We start from the raw sequence: 23449 nt of genomic DNA, 5'->3' as shown, positions 1-23449 counted from the left end.
CGGTTACTCTTCGCGGGCGGGCTCATCGGCCCGCCCCTGGGCGGCTCTGACGGCCTCCAGGGCATGCTGCCAGCGGGTGATCTCGGCATCATCCGTCCCCTTGGAGAAGACGATATAGAGACCGGCCTGATGAAGCAGTACACCACTGCTGACGATGCTGCGCCGGGATAACCCCATCTTGTCGAGGGTGGCCTCCATCACCAGCTCCGCCATCGGCAAGGCATCGATCTTGCCCAACATCAGCCGCTCTATCGCCTCCCCGACCGTCTTGTAGCGCACCAGATTGGTGTAGCCCTCATGGGTCAGCCGCACATCATCGGCATTGCCCAGCACGACCCCCACTCTGGGCAGATCCCGCAGCTGCGCCAGCGAGGTCAGCGGGTGGCGACTATCCGGTGCCTGATAGATAAAGACCCGATTGATAAAGAGCGGGCCAACCCATTTGAAATGGGACTCCCGCTCCGGGAGCCGCTGTACCACGAACAGTCCATAGCCGGGCTCGACCCGTGCCAGCGCCAGCGCCCGCTTGAGCGGGTAAATCCGCACCGGATAGCGGGTGCCAAGCTCCTCCTGCACCTCATCGATCAGGCGAATGGCAAATCCGTCGAGCTTGCCGTCGCGGTATTCGGTAAAGGGAGGTAAGTCGTGACTCAGCAGGGTTAATCCGGGCTGCGCCGACACACTCAGGCTGATCAGCAACCAGGGCAGCACCATCCATCTCATACGACATCCTGTCTCATCGTTGTTCCCGTCAGCGCCATGTAGCGGTCACTAGTTCCAGAAGAAGCTACGTCGATTATCGCCCAGTAAATAGCCACAAGGTAGAAAAGATACGGCCCGGCGAGGTTCTCCCCCATTGAGTTGTACGTACAGTCAGAGTGATGACAGCGGCACACAAAAAAATTTTTGATTTTATGTGTCAATTATTCTTTCCATGGTTTAGGCTGTTTCCTCATTCATTGGTCAGGTTGTCACCTCATGTCTGCCATCCTCGTGCTGTTTGGTCGATTTTTTAGCTCGCAAGAGAGGTGACCTTGCACGCACAGTTTTTCTGAATGTTCATTGCAAAGGTCGCCTCAGGCGGCCTTTTTTATGGTCTGTCGTTTATTGCTACTCAGGAGTATTGCTTCGATGTCGTGTTACCCGGAGGTTGTATGAGCCAGGTTCAGTGGTCTTCCCGTCTCGGTCATGTGCTGGCCGCAGCAGGCACAGCGATTGGCCTTGGTGCCATCTGGAAGTTTCCCTATGTGACCGCCACCAATGGCGGTGGCGCCTTCCTGCTGGTTTTTCTGCTGTTCAGCTTTACCCTGGGGGTAGCGGTACAGGTCGGCGAAACTCTGCTCGGCAGCCATAGTCAGCGCGGGGTGCTCGGCGCTTTTCGCAAACTGGTGGGGCCGAACTGGCGCTGGATGGGGTATATGGGGATCGCCTGCGGCTTCTTTATCTACAGCTTCTACAGCGTGGTGGGCGGCTGGACCGTGGGTTACGCCGCGCTGGCGATGGCTGGCAAGCTCAATCTGAGCGAAGGAAGCGCCCTCACCGCCCTGTTCAACGGCTATGTCAGCAACCCCTGGTGGCCGGTGCTGACCCATCTGATCTTCGCAGGCCTGACCTGGTGGTTCGTGCAGGGGGGTATTCAGAAAGGGGTGGAGCGGGCACTGCGCTGGATGATGCCCGCGCTCTTCATCATGATGTTGTTGCTGGTGGGGGTCGGTCTCTCCATGCCGGGCTCCATGGCGGGTGTGCGCCAGCTGTTGCTGCCGGACTTCTCCATGCTGACCGGCCAGAGCGTGCTGGACGCGCTGGGGCTGGCCTTCTTCTCCCTCTCCATCGGGCTCGGGGTACACACGACCTATGGCGCCTACCTGCCCAATAGCGAAGGGGTGCTGCGCTCCGGGGTCTGGGTGGTCACACTGGCCAGCCTTATCTCGGTGCTGGCGGGCTTGATGATCTTCCCGGCGCTGGCCTCCACCGGCATCGATCCCACCGCGGGCCCAGGGCTCACCTTTATGACCATGCCTGCCGTGTTCAGTAATCTGCCGTTCGGTCAGGGGCTGGGGGTGATCTTCTTCCTGTTGCTGCTGGTCGCCGCTCTCTCCTCCTCCATCTCCATGCTGGAGCATCTGGTGCGCTTCACCACCGAGGAGTGGGGTTGGTCGCGTCGTGGCGCCTGCAGGGTACTGACTCTGCTCATCATGGCCTCCGGCATGCCGGTGAGCCTGTCGTTCGGCCCATGGAGCGATCTGACCCTGTTTGGCAAGACCATCTTCGAGTTGCTCGACTATCTGACCTCAAACCTGATGATGCCGCTGTTTGGTCTGGTACTGACCCTGCTGCTTGGCTGGCGATTGGGTGATGCCATATTGCCTGCGGGCCTGTCACCCGCCCTGCGTCTGGCGCTGCTCTGGTGCTGGCGCGTGGTGGCGCCGCTGCTGATCAGCGGGATCCTGATCCGCGGGATCATGTAACACCTTGCGCATCCGTGCGGGCAGGCCTTGGCCTGCCCTTTTTATTGCTGGCATTTGCTTTAACAGGCGTTCATATGAACAGCATCACGATGGACAGGAGTGCAGTCGGGCAATCTCGGCAGAGCAAAGTAGAAGATGTGCGAAATGACAGAGTGGCAGAGTGGCAGAGTGGCAGAGTGGCAGAGTGGCACTATAAGAGGTGGTGCTTGGCTCGCCACAACGGCAACAGAAGAAGCGGGAGTACTGAATTGCGGGCAAAAAAAATCCCCATCTGAGTGGGGACTTTCTCTGCAAGCGCAGCTGATATCTCAGCCTCGCTTGCGAATATGGTGGTCGTTACTGGGATCGAACCAGTGACCCCCTCCTTGTAAGGGAGGTGCTCTCCCAGCTGAGCTAAACGACCTGGGATTCTTGAAATGATGGTGGGTCGTGCTGGATTCGAACCAGCGACCAATTGATTAAAAGTCAACTGCTCTACCGACTGAGCTAACGACCCATCTAAATCATTTTTACTTACAAACTGGTGGTCGTTACTGGGATCGAACCAGTGACCCCCTCCTTGTAAGGGAGGTGCTCTCCCAGCTGAGCTAAACGACCTGGGATTCTGAAATGATGGTGGGTCGTGCTGGATTCGAACCAGCGACCAATTGATTAAAAGTCAACTGCTCTACCGACTGAGCTAACGACCCATCTAAATCATTTTTTCTACAAACTGGTGGTCGTTACTGGGATCGAACCAGTGACCCCCTCCTTGTAAGGGAGGTGCTCTCCCAGCTGAGCTAAACGACCTGGGATTCTGAAATGATGGTGGGTCGTGCTGGATTCGAACCAGCGACCAATTGATTAAAAGTCAACTGCTCTACCGACTGAGCTAACGACCCATCTAAATCATTTTTTCTACAAACTGGTGGTCGTTACTGGGATCGAACCAGTGACCCCCTCCTTGTAAGGGAGGTGCTCTCCCAGCTGAGCTAAACGACCTGGGATTCTGAAATGATGGTGGGTCGTGCTGGATTCGAACCAGCGACCAATTGATTAAAAGTCAACTGCTCTACCGACTGAGCTAACGACCCATCTAAATCATTTTTTCTACAAACTGGTGGTCGTTACTGGGATCGAACCAGTGACCCCCTCCTTGTAAGGGAGGTGCTCTCCCAGCTGAGCTAAACGACCTGGGATTCTTGAAATGATGGTGGGTCGTGCTGGATTCGAACCAGCGACCAATTGATTAAAAGTCAACTGCTCTACCGACTGAGCTAACGACCCATCTAAATCATTTTTTTACAAACTGGTGGTCGTTACTGGGATCGAACCAGTGACCCCCTCCTTGTAAGGGAGGTGCTCTCCCAGCTGAGCTAAACGACCTGGGAATTCTGTCTCCACCGAGTGGAGAAAATGGTGGGTCGTGCTGGATTCGAACCAGCGACCAATTGATTAAAAGTCAACTGCTCTACCGACTGAGCTAACGACCCTCACCACGACCAGTTCCGACTGCATTACTGCTTCGGCTCTGACGGCGGCCTATATTACGGATTTAAATTTCCGGTGCAACAGAAAATTCGTAATTTAAATCCGTTTGCTCACTGTGCGTACAAATGCAGGCTGTTTTTACAGTAGCGTTACGAAAACAGTGACATACAGCAATGTTACAGCTTGGCCAGACTCTGTTTGGCCAACTGGGCTGGCGAGGTGTTGGGATAGCCCTTGATCACCTGCTCATAGAAGGATTTAGCTTCCGCCTTCTTGCCATCCAGCTGCGCCAGCATACCCAGCTTCAGCAGCGCATCTGCTCGCTTGGGGGATTTGCTGTATTTGTTGGCCACGGTCGAAAACTGGGCCGAGGCACCGGCTCTGTCACCCTTGTTGAACAGCAACTGGCCGAGCCAGTAGTGTGCATTGGGAACATAGCCCGAATTGGGGTACTGCTTGATGAAGCCCTGGAAAGCCGGAATGGCTTTGTCGTAGTTCTTCTCTTTGAGCACCATGTTGACCGCTGCGTCGTAGGCCTGATTCTCATCCTGATTGGTTGAGTAATTGGCGGCAGCAGCCGGTGTGGCAGCAGCAGAGGCCGGGGCGGCTGGAGCAGCTTGCTGGCTGCTGGCAACCTTGTCGAGCTCCTGATAGAGCTGACGCTGGCGCTCTTGCGACTGTTCCATCTGGTAGGTCTGCTGCTCCAGCTGACCACGCAGCTCGGAAACCTCCCCTTGCAGGGAGTCGACCTGTTGCTGCAATTCAGCTTGCAGTCGCAGACGGGCATTGAGGGTGCGCTCCAGCAGGGCAACCCGATCTTCCAGGCTACCGGTGGGCACGATGGCCCCGTTGTTGCCGCTAAGGACAACCCCACCACTTGAGTCACCGCCCAGATCGCTGACCGGTGCCGCAGCTTGCGCATTCAGAGCAACCATTACGGCCAGCGCAACGACAGCTTGCTTGTACACAGATTTCATTCGGATCAAACCTTAGCGTTTAGTACAGATAAAACGGCCAGCGCCATCGTCGCTCGCATATGCAGATTTCATTCGGATCAAACCTTGGCGTTTAGTGCAAATAAAACGGCCATCGAAATGGCCGCTTGCATATAAACGAACTTCGTTCGGTTCAAACCTTAGTAAACCAGAACCGCGCGGCGGTTTTTGGCAAAGGCATCCTCGGTGTGGGACATGTCCAGCGGCTTCTCTTCGCCATAGCTGACGATGGAGAGCTGCTCGGCCTGCACACCCAGGGTTTGCAGATACTTGGCAACAGCCTTGGCACGACGCTCGCCCAGGGCGATGTTGTACTCCGGAGTACCGCGCTCATCGGCGTGACCTTCGATCAGGACTTTAACGCTCGGGCGCTCGCGCAGGTAGCTGGCGTGGGCATCCAGCAGATCAGCGTACTGACCTTGGATATCGTAACCGTCGAACGGGAAGTAGATCACGTTGTCACGTTGCAGTGCTTCGAACTTCTGACGCATCTGCTCTTCCGGGGACAACATGCCGTTGGCGCCGCCGGTTTGTACACCGCCCATGCCGTCGGTCATACCTGATTCAGCGCCAGCGGCGTCGGAATCAGAAGAAGAACTACAAGCGGCCAGGGTGAACAGTGGCAGTGCGATGGCCAAACCCTTGAGCAGTTTATTGAGTTGCATGCTATTTCCTTAAACCTTTATAACAAAACAAAAAACAATTGGATTTTTATCAATTCAAGAAGGGCGACCAAGCTGGTGCACGAATTTCACCGCTACTGGTCGGAAGCACAGCCTTGAAGCGACCATCAGTCGACACCAACGCGAGACTCTTACGACCCTGATAGATGGTGGCATAAATGATCATGCTGCCATTGGGAGCCACACTTGGCGACTCATCCAGAGCGCTCTGGGTAAGGACCAACAGGGCATTGTTTTCCATGTCCTGACGGGCAATACGATACTGTCCCTGAACACGGGTCACCATCACCATGATTTTGCCATCAGGAGTGATGGATGCACCCTGGTTGGATTCACCTTCCCAAGTCATCCGGCGAGTCATACCAGTCGCCAAATTTACGCTATAAATCTGGGGTTTGCCACCACGTTCAGAGGTGAACAACAAATTTTGCCCGTCCGGCATCCAGGAGGGTTCGGTGTCGATCACACGGCTGGTTGTGACGCGGGTCAGCTGCTTGCTAGCGACATCAACCACATAGAGGTTCGGTGAACCATCTTTGGAGAGAACGATAGCCAGACGACGACCATCCGGAGACCACTCCGGCGCCCCGTTGATACCGCGGAAACTGGTGATCAGGCTGCGCTGCTGGGTGTAGATATCCTGCACGTAGATTTCGGACTTCTGGTTCTCGAAGCTCACGTAAGCCAGCTTGCTGCCATCCGGCGACCAGGCTGGAGACATCAAGGGCTCGCGGGAGCGCAGCAGGGTCTTCTCGTTGTAACCGTCGTAGTCAGAAATACGCAGCTGGTAAGGGAACTGGGTACCCTGCTGTACGGAGACATAAGCCAGACGGGTCAGGAAGGCACCGCGCTCGCCAGTGAGACGCTCATAGACGATGTCGGAGATACGGTGGGCAAACTGGCGCATCTGGGCACCCGGGATGGTCGCCATACGGCTATCCAGGATGTAACCGTTGCTCTCGCCACCTTGTGCCTTGGCCAGCTGGCCTTTCAGCACATCGACCAGCTCGAAGTTGACCTTGTAGGTGCCGTCACCGACTGCCGAAATGGAACCCACCACCACGGCTTCAACCCCTTGGGAGGCCCAGGGAGCGAAGTTGATCTCGCTGCTACTGCTCGGGGTTTGCGGCATCTGGCCACGGGCCAGCGGCTTGAACTTGCCGCTGCGCATCAGGTCGTTGGAGACCACTTCCGCGATGTCCTGCGGCAACTGCCCGTTACCTTCCCACTTGAAGGGGGCGACAGCGATGGGGCGTGCGCTATCAATACCGCCGGTGATGACGATGTCCAGGGCCGCCTGGGCACTCTGGCCCAGCAACAAACAGCCAACCAAAGCAAAAAATACTTTTCTGATCATGGCTTAAATACTCGGTTCCAATATAGATGAGAGGTTAAATTCCTTTCTCGGCGAGAGGTTGCCAACCGGAGGCAAGCAACCTCGTTTTATCACGCTTAGATACTCGGTTCTAACTTCAGGTTAAATTCCTTCAACATCTCGAATGCCGCAGGATCCTTGGGCACAGGCAGTTGATTGGCTTTCAGAACAGCCGCCTTACCGGAACGACAGACCGCCGGGTCACCCTGGCCGTTATCTACCGATATGACAAAGCCACTGCTCGCAAGACGTACGCCGATAGTACATGTTTTGCCCCGCATGGTGGGATCCAAAATCATATACCGCTCAACAGTGGCCTTGATGAGCGCCGCATATTTGTCGACTTCTCCCTGGGCTGCTGCCGATGCCGCCTGACTGCGGGCATTGGCCTCAGCCGACAGCTGCTGCTGCATCATCTCTTCCATCTCTTTTTGCAGCTTGGCCTGCTCGGCGGCTTTACGCTTGCGCTCAGCCGCGATCTTGGCCTGCTTTTCGGCCTCTGCCTTGGCTTTCTTCTCTGCGTCAGCTTTTGCCTTTTTCTCAGCCTCTTCCTTGGCCTTCTTCTCGGCCTCGGCTTTGGCTTTTTTCTCTGCTTCTGCCTTGGCTTTCTTCTCGGCTTCGGCTTTGGCCTTCTTGTCAGCTTCCGCTTTCTTGGCCTTGGCTTCTGCCGCCTTGGCCTTCTCTTCAGCCTCTTTCTTCTCTTGTTCCTTTTTCTTCTTCAGCGCCAACGCCTTGCTCTCGGCTTCCGCCGCTTTACGCTCGGCTTCGGCCTTCTTGGCCTTCTGCTCTTCCAGCTTGCGGGCTTCCTCGGCTTTTTGGGCCTTCTCTTCCGCCTGCTTCTGCTCGGCAACCTTCTTCTGCTTCTCGGCCTCGGCCTTGCGAGTCGCCTCTTCGGCCTGCTTGCGCTTGGTCTCGGCGATGCGAAGCTGCTCCTGTTTCTGAGCCAGCTCGCGCTTGGCGAGATCCGTGTCTTCCTTATCCTTCTCTTTCTCTACCTTTTGAGGCTTGGGCTGAGATTTCTGCTGCTGGATCTGCTTGGCCTGTTCGTTGAGGAAGTTCTCATCGAGCATGACGGCATTGACGATCTGCCCCTTCGATTCGGGTCGTTTCGGTTTGCTGAAATCGAGCCCGACAAACAGGATGATGCCGATGATCAGGTGCAGCAGAAACGACGCGATGAGATAACCGGAAATACCACGCTTCACATCCATCTCCGTTAGTTCACCGGATCTGTCATCAGGCCAACCTGAGGCACACCCGCATTCTTGAGGGCCACCATCAACAGGATCACCTCTTCGTAGCGCACGGCCTTGTCACCCGCGACCACCACGGGGGCATTCTGGTTGATCGCCAGATAGCCCATGGCTTTTTCGGTGATGTATTGCTGCATCGCCTCTGGCGTGCCGCTTGGCACCGGCTCGTCATCGGCTTCGCCAGCCTTGATGACATACTCGCCTTCGGTATTGACGCTGACGATGAAGGGCGGCTTGGCATCTTCCGGCAACTGCTCGGACTCAGCCTGTGGCAGATCCACCTTGACCCCTTGCGTGATCACCGGCGTGACCGCCATAAAGATGATAAGCAGCACCAGCATGACGTCGATATAGGGAACCACGTTGATCTCGGCCACCTTCTTGCGCCGGATCCGCTGATAGGTTTGCATTACTGATCACCCTGCTGCTGTGCAATTTGACGGTTCAGAATGGTAGTGAACTCGTCCATGAAGTTGGCGTAGGCGTTCTCCAGCCGCTCGACCTTGTTGGAGAAGCGGTTGTAGAAGATAACCGCCGGGATAGCGGCAAACAGACCCATGGCGGTAGCGATCAGCGCTTCCGCGATACCCGGTGCCACCATCTGCAGGGTGGCCTGCTGAACCTGCCCCAGGGCGATAAAGGCGTTCATGATCCCCCATACGGTACCAAACAGACCGATATAGGGGCTGATGGAGCCGATGGTCGCCAGCACCGGCAGATTGGATTCCAGATCATCCACCGCGCGGGAGAGGGAGACGCGCATGGCGCGGTAGGTACCATCCATCACCGCATCCTGACCACGGGCACCGGCCTTGAGCAAGCGGGCATACTCCTTGAAGCCGGAGTAGAAGATATCTTCCATGCCTTCGATATCATCGCGGCGGGAAGAGGACTCCTGATAGAGGCGATTGAGATCGACCCCTGACCAGAAGCGATCTTCAAACTGTTCCGATGCGAGATTGGCCGCCTTGATCGCCTTTGAACGCTGGATAATCAGCGCCCACGAGACAATAGACATGCTCATCAGGGTCATCATGACCAGTTTTACCAACAGGCTGGCTTGCCAAAACAGGCCAATAAACGAAATTTCAGCGTGCACTTAACAGCACTCCCTTGATTTTTTCAGGTATAGCTACAGGTTTCATTTGCGGATGACTGACACAGGCTATCTGTACCATGGCCTGGGTGATCAGTCGTCCATCAGCCGCCAGGATCTGCTGCGAAAAGCGCAGGGATGCGCGTTTCACTTCAATCACTTGCGTTAATACATTCAATAGTTCATTAAAACGGGCCGCCGAGCGGAAATCGATCTCAGTTCGGCTCACCACGAAGGCATATCCCTCCTGCAGCCAGACGTCCTGTTCGACCCCTTTGGCACGAAGAAACTCGGTGCGAGCACGTTCCATAAACTTGAGATAATTGGCGTTGTAGACGATGCCCCCGGCGTCGGTGTCTTCGTAGTAGACACGCACCGGAAACTCAAAGACTTCCCCCATAACAATCTGTGATCCATTCGACAGTCAGATGGGGGGCTATCATAGCGCAGGGCTGAATAGGAAAGAAGCAGGGGGAGACAGGGAAATCCTGCCTCCCCCCGTTTTTTATGAAAGGAAATATGAATGTGTCAGCCAGAGGCCATACAACAAACTGGGCCAGGCGAGCCAGGGGTTGAACAGCACACGTCCGGGCAGGCTTTTCAGATGAAAGCCAAGCCCGTTAAGTACGCCACAACAGACGGCCCACATCAGCCAGGGAGCAAGCCAGAGACCATGCTCGCTGGTGTTGGCCGCGATCAGATTGGGGGCCTGTAAAATAGCGACGGCCAACAAGGCCGCCGCGAGTAACATCAACCCCTGCCACGGCTGCCGCTCCAGTGGAGCGGCCAGCCTGGCGAGTCGATCACTTGTTTTCATCGATCTGACGATCCATGTTCTCGGTGTGTTCCAGCCACAGCGCATTGATGATGCCAAATGCACAGGCCAGCAACAGTCCCAGGATCCAGGTGAAATACCACATTGTCAGCGCACCTCTTAATAGAGAGATTGTTGGTTATCTTCGATGTGCTTGTTGGTTACCCGGCCAAACATCTTGATGTAAGTCCAGATGGTGTAACCCAGCACAATCGGTACGAAGATCGCTGCAGCCACAGTCATCACCTGCAAGGTGTTGAAAGAGGCGGTAGCATCCCACATGGTCAGGCTCAGTGACGGCTCAAGGCTTGAGGGCATCACGAACGGGAACATGGAGAAACCGGCAGTGAGGATGACCCCGGCAATCGCCAGCGAGGAGCTGGTAAACGCCAGCCAGCCGATGTTCATGCGGGCAAACAGCGCAGTCAGCAGGCTCATGGCCAGGCCCAGTACAGGGGCGGCCACCATCCACGGATAGAGGGTGTAGTTGTTCATCCAGGCACCAGCCTGCAGGACAACTTCCTTGTTCATCGGGTTGGATACTGCGTCTGTCGCGGCAGCCTTGACGATGACATACCCTTCCATACCGCTTACCCACCAACCCGCGGCAGCAAACAGCACCAGAGTCAGCAGTGAGCAGACCATGGCGGCAGTGCGGGAACGCGCCAGCACTTCACCGTCGGTCTTCATCATCAACCAGGTTGCGCCCTGGGTGAGCAGCATGAACAGGCTCACCAGACCAGCCAGAATGCCGAACGGGTTAAGCAGACCAAAGAAGTTGCCGTGATAGGTCAACATCATGAACTGGTTAAACTCGAACGGAACGCCTTGCAGCAGGTTGCCAAAGGCCACACCAAAGACGATGGGCGGTACGGCGCTACCGGCGAACAAGGCCCAGTCCCAGTTGCTGCGCCATTTGGCATCAGCACGCAGGGAGCGGTACTTGAAACCGACCGGACGCAGGAACAGCGCCATCAGCGTCAGGATCATGGCGATGTAGAAGCCGGAGAAGGTCGCGGCATACACCATCGGCCAGGCGGCGAACAAGGCACCACCGGCAGTGACCAGCCACACCTGGTTGCCTTCCCAGTGCGGCCCCATGGTGTTGAGCATCACGCGGCGCTCGACATCTTTCTTGCCGACGAACGGGAGCAGTGCGCCTACCCCCATGTCGAAGCCGTCAGTGATGGCAAAACCGATCAGCAGTACGCCGACCAGAGCCCACCAGATGACACGCAGAGTTTCGTAATCAAACATGGTCGCTCTCCTTATGCCTTGATCTGTTCAAAGTGATACTTGCCTGTCTTCAGGCTGCTGGGGCCAAGACGGGCATACTTGAACATCAGGTACATCTCGATAACCAGAAGTACGGTATAGAACAGGCAGATACCGATCAGAGAGAACCAGATCTCGGCTGCAGGCAAGTTGGATGCAGAGAGGGAAGTCGGCAACACCTCTGCAATGGTCCACGGTTGGCGACCATACTCAGCGACAAACCAGCCAGCTTCGATCGCGATCCACGGCAGCGGGATACCCCACAGCAGACCCTTGAGCAGCCACTTGCGCTTGCCGATCTGGTGACGGGCACTGTCATAGAAGGCCATACCAATCAGCACCAGCATCAGCATGCCGACGGCAACCATGATGCGGAAGGCGAAGAACAGCGGCAGAACCTGCGGGATGGAGTCATCCACGGCGGCCTTGATCTGCTCGTCGGTAGCATCGGTCACGTTGCTGGTGTAGCGCTTGAGCAACAGACCGTAGCCCAGATCCTGCTTCACTTCGTCGAAGCGAGCGCGGGTCTCGTCAGACTTGTCACCGGATTGCAGCTTGGTCAGCAGGTCGTAAGCGGTCATACCGTTGCGGACGCGCAGTTCGTGCTCGCTCTTCAGATCCTTCAGACCGGTTACCTGACCATCCAGAGAACGGGTCGCGATAATGCCCAGCGCATAGGGGATCTTGATGGCGTAGTCGGTGCGCATCTCTTCCTGATTCGGAATACCGAACAGGGTAAAGGCGGCCGGAGCAGGTTCAGTCTCCCACTCAGCTTCGATAGCGGCCAGTTTCACCTTCTGCACTTCACCGGTCTCGTAACCGGATTCGTCACCGAGGATCAGCACGGACACGATGGAAGCCATACCGAACGCAGCGGCAATGGCGAAGGAGCGACGGGCAAACGCCACATCACGATTCTTCAGCAGGTAGTAGGAGGAGATACCCAGCACAAACATGGCGCCACAGGTATAACCAGCCGCCACAGTGTGGACGAACTTGACCTGAGCAACCGGGTTGAGCACCACGTCAGCGAAGCTCATCATCTCCATCCGCATGGATTCGAAGTTGAACTCGGCACCGACCGGGTTCTGCATCCAGCCGTTGGCGACCAGGATCCAGAGGGCGGAGAGGTTGGTACCCAGCGCCATCAACCAGGTGGCAGCCAGATGCTGATGCTTGCTCAGACGATCCCAACCAAAGAAGAACATACCGACGAAGGTGGACTCCAGGAAGAAGGCCATCAGCCCTTCGATAGCCAGCGGGGCCCCGAAGATATCGCCGACATAATGGGAGTAGTAAGCCCAGTTCGTCCCGAACTGGAACTCCATGGCCAGACCTGTGGTGACCCCCAAGGCAAAGTTGATACCAAACAACTTACCCCAGAATTTGGTCATGTCCCGGTAGATGGTGTTGTTGGTCATCACATAGACGGATTCCATGATCGCCAGGAGAAAGGCCATTCCCAGCGTCAGGGGTACAAACAAAAAGTGATAAAGGGCCGTCGCAGCGAACTGGAACCGCGATAGGTCTACCACATGCTCAGCAATCATGATGTTTCCTCACCGATTATTGGCACGGCTATTTTAAGTTTTAAGCACAAAGCTTCCGTTGGAGGTTATCGAATGAGCCTTATTGGGACGTGTCACAACAAAACGCGTTCAGTAACCACTGGCATTAACAACAAGGCAATACGAGAACACAAATAAAGCTAATGTTTAACAATTCCAAAACAATCAGCCTAAATTTATTCTCGCCCATGATGACCGGGTTTTTATATCACCTTTATTTGATTGAAATCAATGTAAAAGGACCCGCCATACATGGCTTTGAAAGGCATTTTTAATCTATTTCACGATTATTGACGCGAGCCAGATCACAAAACACGATAAAGCGTAAAACATTGATTTAAATCAATTTAAGAATTTAACATCCCGCCACTCGGTTTAATTTGAAAAGCGTGAATGACGCGCCTTTTTCCATGTTATCCGAGTCAGGCAATCTGATTCGAAAACTCAATTTAAAATTGCAAAGAATGCATACTCATGCGAACCAATTTCATCAACAAAGACATTAGATAAACTAATTTGAAGAGTGCAATTTTTCTTGTTTGCCGGGGTCGATTCGAACTCCTACAATGCGCCTCGCAGTGAGGGCATACCCTTGGATACAGGCCGGTTAATCCGGGTTCACGGTACGTATTCGACGATCAATTTGAACCTGTCTATTGGAATCGAAGATGAAAAAGTTTGTTGCTAAAACCATCCGTTACTACAAGCTTTCCTTTGTTCAGCTCTATCAACTGAACCGACTCTGAGAGCTCGCGACGGCTCACCTGTTTATTTTCCGGTCTGTGTCCAGACGCACTCACTGTCTGTGAACATCCATCCTGAATTGTCTTTGCCCACCGCATCCGCCGTGGGCTTTTTTTTGCCCGGATAATAAAAAACCGCCTTTGACGGCGGTTTCATGTTCAAACGACTGTTTTTACTTCTCATCTGGTCGCTGAAGACCGAAATGAGCGTAGGCTCGTGTGGTCGCAATCCGTCCTCTGGGTGTACGTTGCAGATACCCTTGCTGGATCAGATAAGGCTCCAACACATCTTCGATAGTATCTTTCTCTTCCCCGATCGCGGCGGCCAAATTATCGAGACCCACCGGGCCCCCCATAAACTTGTCTATCACAGCCAACAATAACTTGCGGTCCATGAAGTCAAAACCTTCGTTATCGACATCCAGCATGTCCATGGCGCGGGCAGCAATGGGGCCGTCGATCCGGCCATCGGATTTCACCTGGGCAAAGTCGCGCACCCGCCTTAACAAACGGTTAGCAATCCGCGGCGTGCCGCGAGAGCGACGGGCGACCTCAATGGCACCATCTTCCGTCATGTCTAGCCCCAGACAACGGGCACTGCGGGAGACGATATCGGTCAGGTCCTTGACGTTGTAGAACTCCAGCCGCTGGACGATACCAAAGCGATCCCGCAGCGGGCTGGTGAGTGAACCGGCCCGGGTGGTGGCGCCAATCAGGGTAAAGGGAGGCAGATCCAGCTTGATGGAGCGAGCTGCGGGTCCCTCCCCGATCATGATGTCGAGCTGGTAATCCTCCATCGCCGGATAGAGCACCTCCTCCACCACAGGGCTGAGGCGATGGATCTCGTCGATGAACAGCACATCGTTCGGTTCGAGGTTGGTGAGCAGCGCCGCCAGATCCCCCGCTTTCTCCAGCACCGGGCCGGAGGTGGTCTTGATATTGACCCCCATCTCGTTGGCGACGATGTTGGCGAGGGTAGTCTTGCCCAGACCCGGCGGGCCGAAGATCAGCAGGTGATCGAGCGCTTCACCCCGCTGACGGGCCGCTTCGATAAAGATCTCCATCTGCTCGCAGACGGTATCCTGACCGGTGTAATCAGCCAGCTTCTTGGGGCGGATAGCCCGGTCAATAATGTCATCCTCACGGGCGGCACTGGCCGAAATGAGGCGGTCTGCTTCAATCATCAACTACCTCATACCAGGCTACGCAGGGATTCACGGATGATATCTTCCACCGACATCCCCTCTTTGGCGATCTTGCTGACAATCTGACTCGCCTGCTGCGGCTTGTAACCTAGGGCCACCAGCGCACTGGCCGCCTCCTCGGTCACATCCGGTGCCCGCAATTCGGGCTCACTGGCTGGCAGGGTGACCATGGCCGGGGAGAAGAGGTCGTGACTGACCCACCCCTTGAGGCGATCCTTCATCTCCACCACCAGCCGCTCGGCGGTCTTCTTGCCGACTCCCGGCAGTTTGACCAAAGAGCTTATCTCTTCACGTTCGACACTCAGCACAAACTGGGTAGCTGTCATGCCGGAAAGAATCGCCAGCGCCAGCTTGGGGCCGACTCCATTGGTCTTGATCAGCTCGCGGAACAGCGCCCGCTCCTGTTTGTGGTTAAAACCATAGAGCAGCTGGGCATCTTCCCGTACCACGAAGTGAGTATGGATGGTCGCTTCCTTGCCGATCTCCGGCAAATCATAGAAGCAGCTCATCGGCATCTGTACCTCATAGCCAACCCCGCCCACTTCCAGCAGGACCTCGGGGGGCTGCTTTTCAATGACAATGCCTCTCAAGCGACCAATCACGGCTCTCTCCTCACCAATACAACTATTCGTAAATTGGCTCATAGCATAAAGAATAACTGGATAAGTATCCAGCATAGGGCAGCAACACCCTTGTGGTCAGAGAGGCTTTTTATCCAATTTTCCACCATGCTTGATCGGGTGCAGCCAGTGCACGGGATGTTTCAGCGCCGCACCGGCCCCCGAGCGGGGGATAAACCACTACACTAAACCCGTTCGGAACCGAAACTGGTGCCAATGTCGATACCAAGGAAGGCCATCACATGAAAATTGTTACCACCTCCAATCTGGGTCTTGCCATATTGCTCGGCTGTACGCTGGGCATGGGGGTCGTTGGCTGGTATGGCAGCCAGCGGCTAGCCAATCTGCTCTCCTACGTACTGGGCGCCGCCTGGCAGACCGCCGACGGTGCCATGGAGGGCTCCATAGAGCTGGGCAATCAACAGCTACAGATTCAGAAGATGCAAAACGGTACCCCGCTCAATCGCGCCGAACTCGATGCAGCCAAGGCGGCGACCGATGATGCGCTGGCCCGGGTCAGCCAGGGGCAGCTCATTGATGGTGCAGCCCTTGCCACCATGGAACAGCACAAGCAGGACTATCAACAGCAACAAGAGAAGCTGCTGGCGCTCTATCACGCGTATACAGAGGTGGATCAGGCCCTGCATCACAACGCCGACCTGATGGCCCGCCTCTCGACCCAGCTGGAGGTGATCGGCGATGGGGCAGTCGAGGCGCTGACCCAATCCCCCGACCAGACCATCAGCTGGAACAGCGGCCTCTCCACTCGCTGGGAAGCGGCCGACGGGGGGATGGAATCCAACATAGGCTTTTTGCGCCAGCTCTATGCGCTGGAGAAGATGCGCAGACAAGGAGTCACAGAGGCGATCCAAGCCGAGTTAAAAGAGGCGACCGATTTCTACCACGAAGCGGTCGACAGCATGCTCGGCACAGGGCTGTTCGATATCGAGGGAACCGGCGAATTTACCGGCAAGACACTGTCGGCAGAGTATCGCGCCCTGTTGGCCAGGCATCAGCAACTGATGGGACAGTGGGTCGATGCGCTCGGCAGCTATCAGGCCCAGCAGTCCGCCTATGAGGTCAGTGCCGATGAGCTGCGACAACAGCTGGTTGCCATCGAGGAGAGCGGCGATGCTACCGTAGAGGATCAGGTGGCCCAGCTCAACGGCATCATCAGCCAGACCCGAACCCTGCTGCTGGGTGGCCTGCTACTGAGCCTGATCATGGTCACTCTCTGCGGCTTCTGGCTGACCCGCAAGCTGGTGACCCCGCTGCTGCAAGTGGACAAACGAATGCAGGATATCGCCGCCGGCGAGGGAGACCTCAACGCCCGCATCAACCTGCAACGGGATGACGAGATAGGCTCGCTGGCAAACAGCGTGGATCGTTTCATCGAGAAATTGCAGAAGATGATCAGCTCCACCATGGACAACAACCAGCACATCAGCGAACACGTTCACACCTCGGTCAACCGGGTGGAGGCAATCAGCCAAAGCAGCCGCCAGACCGCCGAACATGCGCTGGCCCTGCACCACGACAGTGAACAGATGGTGCAAGTCGCCACCGGTATCTCGGACAACTGCAGCATGGCGGCCCACAATGCCAATGAGGTGCGCCAGCTGACCACCGAGAGCAGCCAGTATGTCGCCTCCGCCAGCGCGGGCATGCAGCGGGTGGTACAGGAGGTGAGCGAGTGTGCCATCGCCATCAACTCCCTCAAGGAGCAGGCGGGTCAGATTGGCCAGATCATCTCCACCATCAGCGGTATCTCGGAGCAGACCAACCTGCTGGCTCTCAATGCGGCCATCGAAGCGGCCCGCGCGGGGGAGATGGGGCGTGGCTTTGCGGTGGTTGCGGACGAGGTGCGCACCCTGGCCAATCGCACCGCGACATCAAGCGCCGAGATCAGCCAGGTGATCAGCAGCATCCAGCAGCAGACCGAAACCGCCTATCTGATGATGCAGCGCAACCTCAAGACGGTAGAGTCCGGCATGCAGGACTCCGAGAACACCAAGCAGATCCTGTTCAAGGTGGAAGGCGCCATCGACCAGCTGGCCGACATGGTGCAGCAGGTGGCCGTGGCTACCGGGCAACTGTCACACACCCTGAGCCACTCCTCTGACAAGGTCTCCGGCATCAGTCTGCAAGCCAGAACCGGCGAACAGGAGGCGCAGGAGTGTCTGCAACTCGCCTCCTCGCTCCATCAAGCCAGCCTGATGCAACAGCGCCTGCTCTCCCAGTTCAGAGTCTGAGCCCCTCCAATAGCAAAGATGCCACTCATATGAGTGGCATCTTTTTGTTACCGGTCGCTCATTCCTGCCGCCTTAACTTCCTCAACGTCCTATGGCCAGTTGAACAGCCAGGCTCAGCATGATGATGCCAACCAGCAGGTCGATCCCCTGCTGCACCCGGCTGCTGGCCAGCCAGGGCGCCAGTGCCGCAGCACCCAGCGCCAGCGAGTAGAACCACACCAACGAGGCCAGCATGGCCCCCGCAGCAAAGGCCGGACGCAAGGACTCGCTCACCTGACTGCCAAGGGAGCCAAGCAGCATCAATGTATCGAGATAGACGTGAGGATTGAGCAGCGTAACTCCCAGCGTCATCGCCAGCACGCTTTTGGCACCCATCTGCTGAGCAGACTCGGCAAGCCCCTCCCCCTTGCCACGCCAGGCACTGAGCAGGGAACGGCCACCAAACCAGCCGAGAAACAGCACGCCTCCCCAGGTGAGCAACGCCATGCCGAAGGGGCTGGCGGCCAGCACATTGGCCCCGCCAAATACGCCGATAGCAATCAGGGTGAGATCGCAGAAACTGCAGAGCGTGGCCGTCAGCAGATGGTGATTGCGATGGATGCCCCGGCTCAGCACAAAGGCATTCTGGGCGCCGATGGGGATGATCATGGCCAGACCGATGGTGAAGCCTTGCAGTGTCGTTGCGAGCATCATGGAGAGTACCGTTCGAAATGATGAATGAGCGGCACTATAGCGATGGTAGTTCCTTCTTAGAAATTCATTGATTTACTGATTGATTCATTTTGCTAATAAAAACCGGCATACCCAGCCGCTGTTCCAGCCCTTGTCAATTACCGGATCTGACAATTGTGACCCTCAGAGTGCGGCAGGAGAATCTGTTGCGCCTGTGGGCTCAGCCTACTGCAGCAATCTGGGGAAGTTGGTAACCACAACTTGCTCCAGATTGGGCAGCAACAGCCCCGTACTAACCCCTTTGGCAATGGCCTGATAGCGGTTCATTGAGCCGGTTTTGCGGGTGACCTGATTGAGATGGTAATTGACCGTGCGCTCCGTGATCCCGAGGATGCAGGCGATCTCGCTAGAGGTCTTCCCTTCGCTGGCCCAGAACAGGCACTCGGTCTCGCGCTCGGTCAAGGGGTCTTTCCCCGCACTGTCCATCATGCTGAAACGCACCACCCGAATGGCCGCCTCGAAGATGTAATTGGACATCCAGGAGAGGATCGGCGAGGACTCCAGCAGCAGGTCGCTCGAGGCCCGCTCGGAGGTGATGAAGGAGAGAATACCGTTCTCCCCGGCTGCGCCGTGCAGAGGGAAGGAGATGCCGTTACGCAACCCGAACTCGGCTGCCAACCCCATCACGTCCATGGTTCCCTCCTGCAAAAAACTGGCCCGCTCATCGAGGCGGTTCCAGTAAATGGGCAACGTCTGCTTGCGTGCCAGCCGGATCACCGGATCGCACGCCAGCATGTTGTTTTCGGTATAGGCCTGCACCCAGGAATCAGGGCACTGGTTGAACAGCACCACCTTGGGCCTTTGCATCGACATCGGCAGGATCAGGGCGAAGCGATAGTAGTCATAGCCCATCCCGAGCGTAAAGCGACCGATCAGTTCGGCCAGACGATTGCCGTCCGTCACCGAAGTGAAATGTTCGAGGTACTCAAGCAGTTGGTCTCTGTTCATATGAAAGCCCCCTTGGCCAGACATGTGATTATAACGGCGAATAGCAAGATAGAGGGTCCATAATGTTGGTTTTTAAAGGAAAATTGAGAGAACATCCACGAAACGAGGTGGAGAATGAACTCTATCGCTTTCGAAATCGCGCCTTTTCCGACCGGCTAGGCTGGGATGTCGAGTCTCATCGGGGCCTGGAGCGTGACAGCTTCGACACGCCAGACACCCATTGGGTTCTGATCGAGGACGAACAAGGGCTGTGTGGCTGTATTCGTCTGCTCAACTGTGCCGATGCCTATATGCTGCCCACCATCTTCCCCACCGCCCTTGCCGGTGAAAGCGCGCCACGCACCCCCGATGTCTGGGAACTCACCCGTCTGGCTATCGATGCCCAGCGCGCACCGCGCATGAGCAATGGCGTCAGCGAACTCACTTGCGTCATCTTCCGCGAGGTCTATGCCTTCGCCCATGCCCACGGGATCCGGGAGCTGCTGGCCGTCGTCAGCCTGCCGGTGGAGCGCATCTTCCGCCGACTTGGCCTGCCCATCGAGCGGCTCGGTCATCGGCAGGCGGTCGATCTGGGGGCGGTAAGGGGCGTTGGCATCCGCTTCCATCTGGATGAGCGCTTCGCGCAGGCGGTCTCCCAACCTCTGCTGGGCCATTATCAAACCAGCCATTATCCACTGCAGCAACCGTCACCGGTGCTGGCAGTTCACTCATAAAAAATCCCGGGAAAACAGACCCGGGATAAAGATGTCGCTACGATCTGCGCAGGGCTACCCCATGCGGCACCAGAGAGTATCCTCCCTCAATGGCCTGACCACTACTGTCAAAAATCACAGCGCAACGTCCCTTCCACCGCCCATTGTTGTCCCCTGCCGAGTGACGTAGAGTCAGCCCTTGGGCAACGGAAGGGAGAGAAGATGAAAGAGCTGGACTACAAACTGCTGCGGGCACTGGATGCGGTACTGCAGGAACAGAACTTCGATCGGGCGGCCAAGTCGCTCCATATCACCCAGTCGGCCATCTCCCAGCGGATCAAGCAGCTGGAGCAACAGTTTGCCGAGCCGCTGCTTATTCGTAGCCAGCCGCTGCAGGCCACGCCACTCGGCCAGAAACTGCTGGCCCACTATCGGCAGGTACATCAGCTCGAGCTCGAACTGTCGGGGGAGCTGACTCCCGATGAGCCGCAAGGGCCAATCCGGATCAGCATCGCCGTCAACGCCGACAGCCTGGCCACCTGGTTTTTGCCCGCCATTGCCCCCTTGTTGAAACAGCACCCCATCGAACTCAACCTGCTGGTCGATGACGAGAGCCGCACCCTCGACAAGGTCCGCGAGGGTCAGGCCTTTGGCGCAGTCAGCCTGCATCCCCAACCGCTGGCGGGTTGCTGCGTCGATGAGCTCGGTGAGATGAACTATCAGCTTACCGCCAGCCCCGCCTTTGTTGCCCGCCACTTCCCTCGCGGCCTGACCCGTGAGGCGCTGGCCAAGGCACCGGCGGTGGCGTTCGATCAGCGCGATGACATGCATGTGAGCTTTATGAGAGAACGCTTCGGGCTGGAGCCGGGCGGTTATCCCTGCCATACGGTCCACTCGTCAGAGGCCTTCGTCGCCATGGCCGAACAGGGGCTGGCCTACTGTCTCATTCCCGAATTGCAGATAAGAGGCCAGCTGGCTGGCGGGTCACTACTCAACCTCAGTCCCGACCACGTCCTGACGGAACGCCTCTACTGGCACCGCTGGGTACTGGAAAAAGGGGTTCACAAGCAGCTCTCCCAACGCCTTATCGACCATGCCAGCTCGCAGTTGAAACCACGCTGAGCAGGCCATTCACCTTGGCTTTGCAGGGCTAAAAACGTATAGTGCTGGGCGATCCTTCATCAGGTCTCCACCCAGGTTTTCACTTCAGGTTCCTCACTTATGTTCCAAGACAATCCGCTGCTGGCCCAGCTCAAGCAACAAATCCGCGAAAACATCCCGAAGAAAGAGGGTGTGATCCGCGCCTCGGACCGGGGCTTCGGCTTTCTGGAAGTCGATGAGAAGACCAGCTATTTCGTGCCGCCTCCCTACATGAAGAAGGTGATGCACGGTGACCGGGTGACCGCCCTGATCCGCACCGAAAAAGAGAAGGAAGTGGCCGAGCCGGATACCCTGCTGGAGCAGTCCGTCACCCGCTTCGTGGCCCGGGTCAAGATGTTCCGCGACCGCCTCAACGTGGTGGCCGACCATCCGCTGATCAAGGATGCCATCAAGGCCCGCGTCAAGAAGGGTCTGGATGAGAAAGAGTTCAAGGAAGGTGACTGGGTGGTGGCCACCCTCAAGCGCCATGCGCTGGTCGACGGCAACTTCTCTGCCGAGATCATCCAGAAGATTGCCGCCCAGGAAGATCACAATGTGCCTTGGTGGGTGGTGCTGGCGCGCCACAATCTGGCCCAGGTCGAGCCGGCTGACTTGCCGGAGTGGAAGGTGATCGAAGAGGAGGAGCTGCCCCGTCGTGACCTGACCAAGGTGCCCTTCTTCACCATCGACGGTGCCAAGACCAAGGATATGGACGATGCGCTGGCCATCACCAAGCTGGAGAACGGCTGGGAGCTGCTGGTTGCCATCGCAGACCCGACCGCCTATGTGGCCGAAGGCAGCGAGCTGGACAAAGAGGCGGCCCAGCGCGCCTTCACCGTCTATATGCCGGGCCGCAACGTGCCGATGATCCCGCGCACCCTCTCCGACGAGCTTTGCTCCCTGAAAGAGGGCGAGGAGCGCAACACTCTGTGCGCCCGTCTGCTCATCGCCGAAGATGGTCTGCTGCTGGAGGAGACCGAGTTCTTCGCCGCCCGCATCTGTTCCCACGCCCGTCTCAACTATGACGACGTCTCCGACTGGGCCGAGCATGGCAAAGAGCTGTCCATCGACGCAGGCGTACTGGCCCAGCTGCCGCTGATGAAGGCGATGACCGAGGCGCGCATCGCGTGGCGCACCGAGCATGCGCTGGTATTCCCGGATCGTCCCGACTACGACTTCGAGCTGGGCGAGAATGGCGAAGTGCTGGCCATCCACGTCGAGCCGCGCCGCATCGCCAACCGCATGGTGGAAGAGTCGATGATCGCCGCCAACATCTGTGCCGGTCGCGTGCTGGGCAAGAGCGTCGGTTACGGCATCTTCAACGTTCACACCGGCTTTGACGAAGAGTCCCTCGACGGCGCCATCGACCTGCTGAAGAGTGCCGAAGCCCCGTTCGAGCGCGACGAGATCGCCAGCCTCTCCGGCTTCTGCGCCCTGCGCCGCTGGATCGACAACCTCGACACCCGCTGGCTGGATGGCAAGATCCGCCGCTTCCAGAGCTATGCGCTGATGTCCTCCGAACCGGGCGCCCATTACGGTCTGGGTCTGGATGCCTACGCCACCTGGACGTCACCTATTCGCAAGTACGGCGATATGGTCAACCATCGTCTGCTCAAAGCCGTCATCGCCGGCAAGACCCCGGGCGAGCGCCCGAGCACCGAGCTCACCGAGCACCTGACCGCCTGCCGCCGTCTGCACCGCATGGTGGAGCGCGACATCGGCGACTGGCTCTATGTTCGCTACCTCAAGGCCGATGCTGGCACCGACAAGGTGTTCAACGCCGAGATCATCGACGTGATGCGTGCCGGTCTCAAGCTGCGTTTGCAGGAGAACGGCGCCGTGGTCTTCATGCCTGCCCGTCACATCCTCGACAACAAGGATCGACTGGAGTGCAACTGGGACAACGGCCGCGTCTATCTGGACAAGACCGAGGTGGTCTACGAGCTCGGCCAGATCATCGAGGTGAAGCTGACCGAAGCGGTGGAAGAGACCCGTTCTCTCATCGCCAAACCGGCGGTAGATCTGGTACCAGGTCCGGCACCGGAAGCCCCGGCGACCGAGAGTGCGCCAGCCGATAGCAGTGAAACGACCGCTGAGGCTGCCCCCAAGGCAGAATAAGC

21 protein-coding genes and 12 tRNA genes are annotated in these 23449 nt (G+C 57.0%); 5 read left to right on the top strand and 28 right to left on the bottom strand.

The window, feature by feature from the left end; translation table 11 throughout:
- Positions 1 to 3: 3 nt before the first annotated feature.
- A complete protein-coding gene (locus ACTG27_RS20415; RefSeq protein ID WP_267518651.1) occupies positions 4 to 723 on the bottom strand; it encodes a substrate-binding periplasmic protein in 720 nt (239 codons plus the stop codon).
- Positions 724 to 1154: 431 nt separating this feature from the next.
- On the opposite strand from ACTG27_RS20415, the gene ACTG27_RS20410 reads away from it, so the two are divergent.
- A complete protein-coding gene (locus tag ACTG27_RS20410; RefSeq protein WP_439980289.1) occupies positions 1155 to 2468 on the top strand; it encodes a sodium-dependent transporter in 1314 nt (437 codons plus the stop codon).
- A gap of 327 nt (positions 2469 to 2795) precedes the next feature.
- Here ACTG27_RS20410 and ACTG27_RS20405 read toward each other — a convergent pair.
- The 25 genes from ACTG27_RS20405 to ruvA all read right to left on the bottom strand — a co-directional run bounded on the left by ACTG27_RS20405 (position 2796) and on the right by ruvA (position 15547).
- Positions 2796 to 2871, bottom strand: a tRNA-Val gene (locus ACTG27_RS20405).
- 17 nt (positions 2872 to 2888) lie between these two features.
- A tRNA-Lys gene (locus ACTG27_RS20400) sits at positions 2889 to 2964 on the bottom strand.
- A gap of 25 nt (positions 2965 to 2989) precedes the next feature.
- A tRNA-Val gene (locus ACTG27_RS20395) sits at positions 2990 to 3065 on the bottom strand.
- 16 nt (positions 3066 to 3081) lie between these two features.
- Positions 3082 to 3157: transfer RNA gene (locus ACTG27_RS20390), tRNA-Lys, on the bottom strand.
- Between the two features lie 24 nt (positions 3158 to 3181).
- Positions 3182 to 3257, bottom strand: a tRNA-Val gene (locus ACTG27_RS20385).
- Between the two features lie 16 nt (positions 3258 to 3273).
- A tRNA-Lys gene (locus ACTG27_RS20380) sits at positions 3274 to 3349 on the bottom strand.
- A 24-nt stretch (positions 3350 to 3373) separates the two neighbouring features.
- Positions 3374 to 3449 (bottom strand) — tRNA-Val (locus ACTG27_RS20375).
- 16 nt (positions 3450 to 3465) lie between these two features.
- Positions 3466 to 3541, bottom strand: a tRNA-Lys gene (locus tag ACTG27_RS20370).
- Between the two features lie 24 nt (positions 3542 to 3565).
- Positions 3566 to 3641, bottom strand: a tRNA-Val gene (locus tag ACTG27_RS20365).
- 17 nt (positions 3642 to 3658) lie between these two features.
- A tRNA-Lys gene (locus ACTG27_RS20360) sits at positions 3659 to 3734 on the bottom strand.
- Between the two features lie 23 nt (positions 3735 to 3757).
- Positions 3758 to 3833: transfer RNA gene (locus tag ACTG27_RS20355), tRNA-Val, on the bottom strand.
- A 31-nt stretch (positions 3834 to 3864) separates the two neighbouring features.
- Positions 3865 to 3940 (bottom strand) — tRNA-Lys (locus ACTG27_RS20350).
- 174 nt (positions 3941 to 4114) lie between these two features.
- Entirely contained in the window at positions 4115 to 4915 is an 801-nt protein-coding gene (ybgF, locus tag ACTG27_RS20345) for a tol-pal system protein YbgF (protein ID WP_439980287.1), read from the bottom strand.
- Positions 4916 to 5073: 158 nt separating this feature from the next.
- Positions 5074 to 5598, bottom strand: coding sequence for a peptidoglycan-associated lipoprotein Pal (gene pal / locus ACTG27_RS20340; RefSeq protein ID WP_005304908.1), 525 nt, complete (start codon positions 5596 to 5598; stop codon positions 5074 to 5076).
- A gap of 49 nt (positions 5599 to 5647) precedes the next feature.
- Positions 5648 to 6973 (bottom strand): Tol-Pal system beta propeller repeat protein TolB, encoded by a 1326-nt coding sequence (tolB, locus tag ACTG27_RS20335; protein ID WP_005335728.1) that lies wholly within the window; start codon positions 6971 to 6973, stop codon positions 5648 to 5650.
- A 95-nt stretch (positions 6974 to 7068) separates the two neighbouring features.
- Positions 7069 to 8202, bottom strand: coding sequence for a cell envelope integrity protein TolA (gene tolA / locus ACTG27_RS20330; RefSeq protein WP_013723471.1), 1134 nt, complete (start codon positions 8200 to 8202; stop codon positions 7069 to 7071).
- A 5-nt stretch (positions 8203 to 8207) separates the two neighbouring features.
- Positions 8208 to 8654, bottom strand: coding sequence for a protein TolR (gene tolR / locus ACTG27_RS20325; protein WP_005335733.1), 447 nt, complete (start codon positions 8652 to 8654; stop codon positions 8208 to 8210).
- On the bottom strand, positions 8654 to 9343 hold the full coding sequence (tolQ, locus tag ACTG27_RS20320) for a protein TolQ (RefSeq protein ID WP_005335735.1): 690 nt from the start codon (positions 9341 to 9343) through the stop codon (positions 8654 to 8656). Before tolQ ends, tolR begins: the two co-directional genes overlap by 1 nt.
- A complete protein-coding gene (gene ybgC / locus ACTG27_RS20315; protein WP_005335737.1) occupies positions 9333 to 9740 on the bottom strand; it encodes a tol-pal system-associated acyl-CoA thioesterase in 408 nt (135 codons plus the stop codon). Before ybgC ends, tolQ begins: the two co-directional genes overlap by 11 nt.
- A gap of 105 nt (positions 9741 to 9845) precedes the next feature.
- Entirely contained in the window at positions 9846 to 10157 is a 312-nt protein-coding gene (locus ACTG27_RS20310; RefSeq protein ID WP_041202810.1) for a cyd operon YbgE family protein, read from the bottom strand.
- The gene (cydX, locus tag ACTG27_RS20305) at positions 10144 to 10260 is read right to left on the bottom strand and encodes a cytochrome bd-I oxidase subunit CydX (protein WP_005304933.1); all 117 of its coding nucleotides are present in this window, start codon (positions 10258 to 10260) and stop codon (positions 10144 to 10146) included. The genes ACTG27_RS20310 and cydX overlap by 14 nt, the downstream gene beginning before the upstream one ends.
- 14 nt (positions 10261 to 10274) lie before the next feature.
- Entirely contained in the window at positions 10275 to 11411 is a 1137-nt protein-coding gene (gene cydB / locus ACTG27_RS20300; protein ID WP_019446890.1) for a cytochrome d ubiquinol oxidase subunit II, read from the bottom strand.
- 11 nt (positions 11412 to 11422) lie between these two features.
- Positions 11423 to 12979 (bottom strand): cytochrome ubiquinol oxidase subunit I, encoded by a 1557-nt coding sequence (locus tag ACTG27_RS20295; protein WP_005335743.1) that lies wholly within the window; start codon positions 12977 to 12979, stop codon positions 11423 to 11425.
- A gap of 934 nt (positions 12980 to 13913) precedes the next feature.
- A complete protein-coding gene (ruvB, locus tag ACTG27_RS20290) occupies positions 13914 to 14924 on the bottom strand; it encodes a Holliday junction branch migration DNA helicase RuvB (RefSeq protein WP_005335744.1) in 1011 nt (336 codons plus the stop codon).
- Between the two features lie 8 nt (positions 14925 to 14932).
- Positions 14933 to 15547, bottom strand: coding sequence for a Holliday junction branch migration protein RuvA (gene ruvA / locus ACTG27_RS20285; protein WP_005335746.1), 615 nt, complete (start codon positions 15545 to 15547; stop codon positions 14933 to 14935).
- Between the two features lie 260 nt (positions 15548 to 15807).
- Between ruvA and ACTG27_RS20280 the strand changes: the two genes are divergently transcribed.
- Positions 15808 to 17817, top strand: coding sequence for a methyl-accepting chemotaxis protein (locus ACTG27_RS20280; RefSeq protein WP_439980285.1), 2010 nt, complete (start codon positions 15808 to 15810; stop codon positions 17815 to 17817).
- An 81-nt stretch (positions 17818 to 17898) separates the two neighbouring features.
- On the opposite strand, the gene lysE is transcribed toward ACTG27_RS20280, so the two are convergent.
- On the bottom strand, positions 17899 to 18507 hold the full coding sequence (gene lysE / locus ACTG27_RS20275) for an L-lysine exporter (protein WP_058056519.1): 609 nt from the start codon (positions 18505 to 18507) through the stop codon (positions 17899 to 17901).
- A 207-nt stretch (positions 18508 to 18714) separates the two neighbouring features.
- Positions 18715 to 19497, bottom strand: coding sequence for a LuxR family transcriptional regulator (locus ACTG27_RS20270; protein ID WP_005335753.1), 783 nt, complete (start codon positions 19495 to 19497; stop codon positions 18715 to 18717).
- A 62-nt stretch (positions 19498 to 19559) separates the two neighbouring features.
- On the opposite strand from ACTG27_RS20270, the gene ACTG27_RS20265 reads away from it, so the two are divergent.
- From ACTG27_RS20265 to ACTG27_RS20255, 3 genes are all read left to right on the top strand, one after another.
- Positions 19560 to 20210, top strand: coding sequence for an acyl-homoserine-lactone synthase (locus ACTG27_RS20265; protein ID WP_439980283.1), 651 nt, complete (start codon positions 19560 to 19562; stop codon positions 20208 to 20210).
- Between the two features lie 201 nt (positions 20211 to 20411).
- Positions 20412 to 21311: a LysR family transcriptional regulator ArgP gene (locus ACTG27_RS20260; protein WP_439980282.1), complete on the top strand. Its 900-nt coding sequence runs from the start codon at positions 20412 to 20414 to the stop codon at positions 21309 to 21311.
- A gap of 99 nt (positions 21312 to 21410) precedes the next feature.
- Positions 21411 to 23447, top strand: coding sequence for an exoribonuclease II (locus ACTG27_RS20255; RefSeq protein ID WP_439980281.1), 2037 nt, complete (start codon positions 21411 to 21413; stop codon positions 23445 to 23447).
- The last annotated feature ends 2 nt before the right edge of the window (positions 23448 to 23449 follow it).

It is taken from the genome of Aeromonas sp. 97A (genome assembly GCF_051919185.1).
GTDB classification, from domain to species: Bacteria; Pseudomonadota; Gammaproteobacteria; order Enterobacterales; family Aeromonadaceae; genus Aeromonas; species Aeromonas veronii.
The sequence above is the reverse complement of the archived record's forward strand: the minus strand, read 5'-3'. Positions and strand labels throughout refer to the sequence as shown.

What these genes read in the sequence shown, in the direction of transcription:
- ACTG27_RS20415 (WP_267518651.1), bottom strand. Translation starts at nt 723, where the DNA reads ATGAGATGGATGGTGCTGCCCTGGTTGCTGATCAGCCTGAGTGTGTCG.
- ACTG27_RS20410 (WP_439980289.1), top strand. Translation starts at nt 1,155, where the DNA reads ATGAGCCAGGTTCAGTGGTCTTCCCGTCTCGGTCATGTGCTGGCCGCA.
- ybgF (WP_439980287.1), bottom strand. Translation starts at nt 4,915, where the DNA reads ATGAAATCTGTGTACAAGCAAGCTGTCGTTGCGCTGGCCGTAATGGTT.
- pal (WP_005304908.1), bottom strand. Translation starts at nt 5,598, where the DNA reads ATGCAACTCAATAAACTGCTCAAGGGTTTGGCCATCGCACTGCCACTG.
- tolB (WP_005335728.1), bottom strand. Translation starts at nt 6,973, where the DNA reads ATGATCAGAAAAGTATTTTTTGCTTTGGTTGGCTGTTTGTTGCTGGGC.
- tolA (WP_013723471.1), bottom strand. Translation starts at nt 8,202, where the DNA reads ATGGATGTGAAGCGTGGTATTTCCGGTTATCTCATCGCGTCGTTTCTG.
- tolR (WP_005335733.1), bottom strand. Translation starts at nt 8,654, where the DNA reads ATGCAAACCTATCAGCGGATCCGGCGCAAGAAGGTGGCCGAGATCAAC.
- ybgC (WP_005335737.1), bottom strand. Translation starts at nt 9,740, where the DNA reads ATGGGGGAAGTCTTTGAGTTTCCGGTGCGTGTCTACTACGAAGACACC.
- ACTG27_RS20310 (WP_041202810.1), bottom strand. Translation starts at nt 10,157, where the DNA reads ATGAAAACAAGTGATCGACTCGCCAGGCTGGCCGCTCCACTGGAGCGG.
- cydX (WP_005304933.1), bottom strand. Translation starts at nt 10,260, where the DNA reads ATGTGGTATTTCACCTGGATCCTGGGACTGTTGCTGGCCTGTGCATTT.
- cydB (WP_019446890.1), bottom strand. Translation starts at nt 11,411, where the DNA reads ATGTTTGATTACGAAACTCTGCGTGTCATCTGGTGGGCTCTGGTCGGC.
- ACTG27_RS20295 (WP_005335743.1), bottom strand. Translation starts at nt 12,979, where the DNA reads ATGATTGCTGAGCATGTGGTAGACCTATCGCGGTTCCAGTTCGCTGCG.
- ruvB (WP_005335744.1), bottom strand. Translation starts at nt 14,924, where the DNA reads ATGATTGAAGCAGACCGCCTCATTTCGGCCAGTGCCGCCCGTGAGGAT.
- ACTG27_RS20280 (WP_439980285.1), top strand. Translation starts at nt 15,808, where the DNA reads ATGAAAATTGTTACCACCTCCAATCTGGGTCTTGCCATATTGCTCGGC.
- lysE (WP_058056519.1), bottom strand. Translation starts at nt 18,507, where the DNA reads ATGCTCGCAACGACACTGCAAGGCTTCACCATCGGTCTGGCCATGATC.
- ACTG27_RS20270 (WP_005335753.1), bottom strand. Translation starts at nt 19,497, where the DNA reads ATGAACAGAGACCAACTGCTTGAGTACCTCGAACATTTCACTTCGGTG.
- ACTG27_RS20265 (WP_439980283.1), top strand. Translation starts at nt 19,560, where the DNA reads ATGTTGGTTTTTAAAGGAAAATTGAGAGAACATCCACGAAACGAGGTG.
- ACTG27_RS20260 (WP_439980282.1), top strand. Translation starts at nt 20,412, where the DNA reads ATGAAAGAGCTGGACTACAAACTGCTGCGGGCACTGGATGCGGTACTG.
- ACTG27_RS20255 (WP_439980281.1), top strand. Translation starts at nt 21,411, where the DNA reads ATGTTCCAAGACAATCCGCTGCTGGCCCAGCTCAAGCAACAAATCCGC.